Source organism: Arenimonas sp. (assembly GCF_019459675.1).
GTDB lineage: Bacteria > Pseudomonadota > Gammaproteobacteria > Xanthomonadales > Xanthomonadaceae > Arenimonas.
On the sequence record NZ_JAIBFH010000227.1, the window covers coordinates 1 to 6722 of the forward strand.

Consider the following 6722-nt stretch of genomic DNA (forward strand, 5'->3'; position numbering starts at 1 on the left):
CCCCCCCCGCCCGCGCCCGCCGCCCCCCGCCCAGGGCCGCCCGCCCGCCGGGCCCCCCCCCCCCCCGGCATACCCCCCCCCCCCCGGCGCCCGCGGCCCCGCGGGGCCGGTGTCGGGATCCAACGCCACGAGCCGGTTCAAGGCCTGTTCCAGCGCACGGCCAGCCAGGGGCTTGAGGGCATCGAAGGGGGAAGCAGCACGGTCCGTCATGCCGCCATTCTAGCGGGGTGGCGTGAAGGATCGGCTAGTTGGGAGACGGCGCGAACGCCGACCTATCCCTTCTTGATGAAAGAAACCACCGCCAGGATCAGGAAGACCACGAACAGCACCTTGGCAATGGTGGCCGCCATGCCGGCGAGCGAGCCGAAGCCGAGGACCGCCGCGATGATGGCGACGATGAGGAAAACCAGCGCGTAATGGAGCATTGAGTGCTCTCCTTTTATTGGGTGCCGGCGACGCAGGATGGCGGCTGGCAGGACGAACTTAGCCCCGCCCACCTGACTCGCCCCTGACGCCCTCACGCCGGATTAGCAGTTCGTTCAGAATCGCGCGCGCTCGTACAGGTTCAGCGGGTGGTCCACCATTGGGCCAGCCGCTGCAGGCCCTCGGCCGTGGACACCGCCGGCACGTAGCCCAGGTCGCGCCGGGCGGCGGAAATGTCATACCAGTGCGGGGTGGACAGCTGCTCGGCCAGGAAGCGGGTCATGGGCGGCTCGCCGCGCAGGCGCAGCAGCGTCCAGGCCACTTCCAGCACCGCGCCCGCAGAGTGGGCCACCGCGTACGGGACGCTGGCCTGTACGGGCGGCACGCCGGCGGCGGCCAGCATGTCGTTGACGATCTGGCGCACCGGCCGGGGCTCACCGTTGGAGATGAAATAGGCCTTGCCGGCGCAGGCGGCGCCGGGCCGCAGCGCTTCCAGGGCATCCAGGTGCGCCTGGGCGGCGTTGTCGATGTAGGTCGTGTCCATGCGGTTGTGGCCGCCGTCAATGAAACGCAGCCGACCGGCGCGCGCACGCTCCACCAGGCGCGGCAGCAGCTGGGTGTCGCCCGGGCCCCAGATCAGGCGCGGGCGCAGGGCCACGGTGGCCAGCGTGGCGTCGTTCGCCGCCAGCACTTCCTTTTCCGCGATCAGCTTCGTGGCCGGATAGGGCGCCTTGAAGTGTTCGCCATAGGGCGTGTCGATTTCATTGCCGCCTTCCACCGGGGTGCGGCCAGTGTGGGTGACGCTGGGCGTGGACGTGTAGACCAGGCGGCCGATCCCGTGCGCGCGCATCGCCGCCAGCACGTTGCGGGTCCCGACCACGTTGGCTTCGAAATAGCTGGCGTGGCTGCCCCAGGCGCCGGCCTTGGCGGCGTTGTGGAAGATGGCCTCCTGCCCGGCGAAAGCACCGTGCACGGCGGCGGCGTCAGCGAGGTCACCGCGCACCTGGCGCACGCCCATCGCTTCGAGCGCCGGCGAGAAACTGCGCTGGAAGCTGCCCACCTCATGCCCCTGCGCCACCAGCGCCCTGCAGAGCGCCTGACCCAGGAACCCCGCCCCCCCCGTCACCACCACCCTCATCTCATCCTCCAGTAAAAACGTACCAGGTACATTTTCTTCAGCTTAGTTTTTGAGTGGCCCATTGGGCCAGCTGTTCGCGACCGATCTTGGCGTTGTGGCGGATGTCCACCGGGAAGCCGGGGTGGACCAGGAAGGTTTCGATGCGGCCGGTGTGCACGTAGCCCATGGCGTGGCGCTGCAGTTCCGCCAGCACGCGGGCGTGCTCGCCGCGCGGCAGGCCCGCGCGCATTTCCACGCACAGCACGGGCCGCTGCGTGCCCGGTTCGCCCACGCCCACCAGGGCCGTGCGCGCCACGTCGGGATGGGTGTTGAAGACCGGTTCGACCTGTTCGGTGTACAGGCCGCCCAGTTCGGTGCGCACGCGGTGCGACTTGCGGCCGCAGAACCACAGGCGGCCCTGCGCGTCCATCCGGCCCAGGTCGCCCATGCGGTGCACGGTGCGCACGCGGCCGTCGGGCAGGGTTTCGCGGATCTTCGCCAGCGCGGTGGCCTGGGGCCGGTTGAAGTATTCGTCGGTGACGGTGGGACCGGCGACGGTGATCTCGCCGATGCTTTCAGCGCCCAGTTCCAGCACCTGGGACCAGTCGGGGATGGCGTCGTCGCTGATGGCGATCAGGCGGACTTCGTTGGGCGGCACCGGGCGGCCGACGCAGGTGCCGGCGCCCTGTTCGGTGGCTTCGCGCGTGGACTGCAGTTCGCGGCCTTCGATCACCGCCACGGGCAGGCATTCGGTGGCGCCGTAGGGCGTCCAGAACTGCGCGGATTCGGGCAGCAGTTCGCGCATCTTCGCCACCACGTCGGCCGGCACCGGCGCACCGGCCGACGTGACGCGGCGCAGGCCGGGCAGCGGCGCGCCGTGGTCGGACAGCACGCGCATCAGGGCGGGCGATCCGAACAGCTGGTCCACGCCGAAGGTCTCGATGGCGTGCAGCAGTTTGCGCGGGTCGGCCTTCGCCGGGCGCGTCGGGTCCATGTCGGGGATGATCGAACTCACCCCCAGCGCCGGATCGAACAGCGCGAACGGCGGGAAGGTGGGCAGGTCCACGCCGCCGGGCACGATGCCGAAGGCGTCGCGCAGCATGTCCACCTGCGCCACGAAATGCCGGTGGCGATACACCACGCCCTTGGGCACGCCCGTGGACCCGGACGTGAACAGGATGGCCGCCACGTCGTCCGGCTGCGTGTCCGCCAGCTGCGGCCCTGCGCCGGCGCCTGCGGCCTCCACCCCGGCAAGGCTTGCACCGCCCCAGAACCAGCGCCGCCCCGCCGTCACCAGGGTGGTGGCGCTGCGCGCCCAGCCCAGCAGCGCACGCGCGGCCTGCGCCAGCGGGATGCCGATGAAGGCCTGCGGTGCGGCTTCGTCCAGGCACTGCTTCAACGCGCGCCTGTCGATACCCGGGTCCACCAGTACCGGCACCGCGCCGGCCTTGAACAGCGCGAACATCAGCAGGAAGAATTCCGGCGACGGCCGCACCATCACCACCGCACGCGTGCCGCGCACGATGCCGTGCCGGGCGAAGCCGGCGGCCAGCGCATCCGAGCGCTGGTCCAGTTCGCGGTAGGTCAGCGTGACGTCATAGCGCGCCAGGCCGCCGGGGCCGCGCCGGCCCGGGCAGCGCATCGCGATGCGGTCGGGCGACTGCGCGGCCAGCCGCGGCAGTGCGGCGGCGATGTTGCAGGTGTCGGTCATGCGCCAGCCGCAACCGTGGGCCGGTCAGTCGAGCAGGTTGCGGTCGAGGAAATCGCGGATGCGCGGCACCAGCACGGCGTGCTTGTCTTCGAGGACATAGTGGCCGGCGTCGTCGTAAACCTGCTTCTCGGCCCGGGGCAGCGCGGTTTCGAAACCCTTGAGAAAATGGCTGTCGAAAACGAAGTCCTTCAGGCCCCAGCCGATGAAGGCCGGGCGGTTGCCGAACTCGGGCAGCCGGCGGCCGGCGTCTTCCACCAGGTCCCAGGCGCGGTCGCCTTCCTTGAGCGGGATGTCCTGCACGAAGCGCACGGTGGAAATGCGGTTGGCCCAGCTGTCGTAGGGCGCCAACAGCGCACGCTTCACCGCCGGGTCGAGCTTGGTCACCAGGCCGTCGGTGGCGGCGCCGGCCGCGAACGCGTTGGCGCCCCGGATCAGCCACTCGCCCAGGGCCCAGTTGCGGCCCAGCTTGAGCTGCCACGGCAGCGGCTTGTCGGCCGGCAGCGGGAACGCGCTGGTGTTGAGGATGACCAGCCGCTTCACGCGCGAGGCGTGCTTGAGCGCCCAGCCGAAGCCGATCATGCCGCCCCAGTCGTGCACCGCCAGGGTGACGTTGTCGCCCACGCCGGCGTGGTCAAGCAGCCGGTCGAGGTCCTGCACGCGGTTGCGCAGCGTGTAGCCGTAGTCGGCGTCGGCGGGCTTGTCCGACAGGCCCATGCCGATGTGGTCGGGCACGATGCAGCGGTAGTCGTCGCGCAGGCCCAGCACCAGGTGGCGCCAGTAGTAGGACCACGACGGGTTGCCGTGCAGCATCACCACCGGATCGCCTTCGCCCTCGTCCAGGTAGGACTGCGTGAGCCCGTTGGGGTGCACGAAGGATTTCGGGGTGAAGGGGTAGTCCGGGAACGGACCCTTGGCGAGGACGCGGGCCTGTTCGGCGCTGAGAGGGGTCTGGTTCATGACCCGGGATTCTACGCGAGCCCGCCGGACCGTCACCAAGACCCGCGCCAACCGGTATCGTGGCGGCTGTCACGCGCCCTCCGGAGCCCCGCCATGAAACGCCCCCTGACCCTCGTTGCCCTGCTGGTGCTCGCCGTGGGAGCGGCCGCCTGGGTAACGGTGCAGAAGGTGCGCGGCCCGGCCCTGGACGGCTACCAGGTGGCGTCCCGGCCGCTGGTGCAGACGGTGGTGGCGACCGGGCGCGTGGTGGCGGTGTCGCGTGCGCAGGTGGGCAGCGCCGTCACCGGCGTGGTGCTGGAGCGCCGGGTGCAAGAAGGCGACACGGTGCAGCCGGGGGACGTGCTGGCGGTGCTGCGCGCCGACGACCTGGAGGCCGCCGCGCGCGAAGCCGAGGCGGCGCTGGCCCAACTGCAGCAGTCCACGCGGCCCCAGGCCCAGGCCGCCCTGCGCGAGGCCGAGGCGCGCCTGCTGCAGGCCAGCCGCGAAGCCGCGCGCCGCCGCGACCTGCTGCAGCGCCAGCTGATCGCCCGCGAAGCCATGGAACAGGCCGTGCAGGCCGAGACCATCGCCCGCAGTGCCGCCGAACAGGCGCGCCTGGCCGCCCGATCCCTGGCCGAAGGCAACCCCAACGAAACCGCTGCCCGCGCCCGCCTGGCCACCGCCCGCGCACAGCTGGCCAAGACCACGATCCGCGCCGAGGTCGCCGGCACCGTGCTCACCCGCAACGCCGAGCCCGGCGACCTGGTGCAGCCGGGCCGCATCCTGTTCGAGATCGCCCGCACCGGCGCCACCGAAGTGCTGGTGCCGCTGGACGAGAAAAACCTCGAAGTGCTGGCGCTGGGCCAGCCGGCGATGTGCATCGCCGACGCCTACCCGTCCCAGCCCTTTCCCGCCAGGCTCACCTTCATCGCGCCCAGCGTGGACCCGCAGCGCGGCTCGGTGGACATCCGCCTCACCGTGGACCCGGTGCCCGGGTTCCTGCGCCAGGACATGACCGTGTCGGTGAACGTGGAAACCGGCCGCCGCGACCGCGCCGTGGTGGTGCCCAACGACGCGCTGTCCGAGGTGGACGGCGACCGCGCGCAGCTGTGGCAGGTCGCCGAAGGCCGCGCCACGCGCCGCGAAGTGACGCTGGGGCTGCGCGGCCTGGCCATGACTGAAATCACCCGCGGACTGCAGCCCGGGGACTGGATCCTGGCCGACGGCCAGGCCGCGCTGGAACCCGGCAGCCGGGTGCGCGTGCAGCAGGCCGCGCTGCCGATGGAAACCGGCGACCCCGCCACCCGCAAAGAACTGCCGGCCAAGTTCGACTGACGCCGATGTGGATCGAGTGGACCATCGCCACGAAGTTCCTGCGCGAGAACAAGGCGCAAAGCACCCTGATCCTGGTGGGCATCGCGGTGGGCGTGGCGGTGATCGTGTTCCTCACCGCGCTGATCACTGGCCTGCAGGGCAACATCATCAACCGCACGCTGGGCACGCAGGCGCATATCAAGGTGCAGCCCACCGAGGAAGCCAACCGCATCCTGGCGCCCGCCGGCGGCGAGGTGCAGCTGGTGCTGGAAAACAAGCGCGCCCAGCGCCTGCGCTCGATCAACAACTGGCAGCAGGTGCGCGACGTGCTGGACACGCTGCCCCGGGTTACCGCCGTGTCACCGGTGATCTCGGGCCCGGCGTTCGCGCGCCGCGGCGAGGCGCTGGAGTCGGTGGCGCTGGTGGGTATTGATGCCGCGCGCTACCAGCGCATCATCCCGATCCAGGACGACGTGGTCGCCGGCGTGTTCCGCATCGGCGCGGGCGATGCGGTGATCGGAAAGCAGCTGGCGGCCGACCTGGGCCTGCGCGTGGGCGACAAGCTGCGGCTGGACGGCGGCCAGGGCCGCGAAAGCGTGGTGAACGTGGCCGGCATCTTCGAACTGGGCGTGCGCGAACTGGACGCGCGCTACGTGTACCTGGACATGAAGCAGGCGCAGTCGCTGCTCAACCTCCCGGGCGCGGCCACGATCATCGACGTGACGGTGGACGACATCTTCGCGGCCAAGGCGGTGGCGGCGCGCATCGCGCGGTTGACCGGCCTGAAGGCTGAAAGCTGGATGGAAACCAACGCCCAGCTGATGAACGCGCTGCGCTCGCAAAGCCTGAGCACGCAGATGATCAGCGTGTTCGTGGCGCTGAGCGTGGCGCTGGGCATCGCCAGCGTGCTGTCGGTGAGCGTGGTGCAGCGCACCCGCGAGATCGGCATCCTGCGCGCCATGGGCACCACGCGGCGGCAGATGCTGCGCGTATTCCTGGTGCAGGGCGCCCTGTTCGGCCTGGCCGGCTCCCTGGTCGGCGGGCTGGCGGGCTACGGGCTGGTGGGCGCGTTCAACACCTTCGGGCCCAAGCTTTTCTACATCCCGGTGGACCCGTGGCTGCTCGTGGCCGCGGCGGTGCTGGCCACGGTGACGGGCATCGTTTCGGCGGCCATTCCCGCGCGCCGCGCCGCCGGCCTGGACCCGGTGGAGGCCATCCGCC

At 71.1% G+C, this 6722-nt stretch carries 6 protein-coding genes and 1 pseudogene; 2 read left to right on the top strand and 5 right to left on the bottom strand.

Annotated elements, in window-relative coordinates; translation table 11 throughout:
- The 5 genes and pseudogenes from K0M70_RS07695 to K0M70_RS07715 form a co-directional block, all read right to left on the bottom strand.
- Nucleotides 1–210 (bottom strand): annotated as a pseudogene (locus tag K0M70_RS07695) (hypothetical protein); the annotation flags it as partial.
- A gap of 62 nt (nucleotides 211–272) precedes the next feature.
- Nucleotides 273–425 (bottom strand): DUF1328 domain-containing protein, encoded by a 153-nt coding sequence (locus tag K0M70_RS07700; protein WP_290781195.1) that lies wholly within the window; start codon nucleotides 423–425, stop codon nucleotides 273–275.
- Nucleotides 426–565: 140 nt separating this feature from the next.
- On the bottom strand, nucleotides 566–1561 hold the full coding sequence (gene oleD / locus K0M70_RS07705) for a 2-alkyl-3-oxoalkanoate reductase (protein ID WP_290781196.1): 996 nt from the start codon (nucleotides 1559–1561) through the stop codon (nucleotides 566–568).
- Nucleotides 1562–1598: 37 nt separating this feature from the next.
- The gene (oleC, locus tag K0M70_RS07710; RefSeq protein WP_290781197.1) at nucleotides 1599–3251 is read right to left on the bottom strand and encodes an olefin beta-lactone synthetase; all 1653 of its coding nucleotides are present in this window, start codon (nucleotides 3249–3251) and stop codon (nucleotides 1599–1601) included.
- Between the two features lie 24 nt (nucleotides 3252–3275).
- Nucleotides 3276–4208 carry an alpha/beta fold hydrolase gene (locus K0M70_RS07715; protein ID WP_290781198.1) on the bottom strand — a complete coding sequence of 311 codons (933 nt, stop codon included), beginning with the start codon at nucleotides 4206–4208 and terminating at the stop codon, nucleotides 3276–3278.
- Nucleotides 4209–4301: 93 nt separating this feature from the next.
- On the opposite strand from K0M70_RS07715, the gene K0M70_RS07720 reads away from it, so the two are divergent.
- Both K0M70_RS07720 and K0M70_RS07725 read left to right on the top strand, forming a co-directional pair.
- Entirely contained in the window at nucleotides 4302–5522 is a 1221-nt protein-coding gene (locus K0M70_RS07720; protein ID WP_290781200.1) for an efflux RND transporter periplasmic adaptor subunit, read from the top strand.
- Nucleotides 5523–5527: 5 nt separating this feature from the next.
- Nucleotides 5528–6722: ABC transporter permease (locus K0M70_RS07725; protein ID WP_290781202.1), on the top strand; the 1195-nt coding region annotated here is incomplete at its 3' end.

Bases quoted from the DNA above. Each gene is read 5' to 3' on its own strand.
- oleC (WP_290781197.1), bottom strand. From the start codon at position 3,251: ATGACCGACACCTGCAACATCGCCGCCGCACTGCCGCGGCTGGCCGCG.
- K0M70_RS07700 (WP_290781195.1), bottom strand. From the start codon at position 425: ATGCTCCATTACGCGCTGGTTTTCCTCATCGTCGCCATCATCGCGGCG.
- oleD (WP_290781196.1), bottom strand. From the start codon at position 1,561: ATGAGGGTGGTGGTGACGGGGGGGGCGGGGTTCCTGGGTCAGGCGCTC.
- K0M70_RS07720 (WP_290781200.1), top strand. From the start codon at position 4,302: ATGAAACGCCCCCTGACCCTCGTTGCCCTGCTGGTGCTCGCCGTGGGA.
- K0M70_RS07715 (WP_290781198.1), bottom strand. From the start codon at position 4,208: ATGAACCAGACCCCTCTCAGCGCCGAACAGGCCCGCGTCCTCGCCAAG.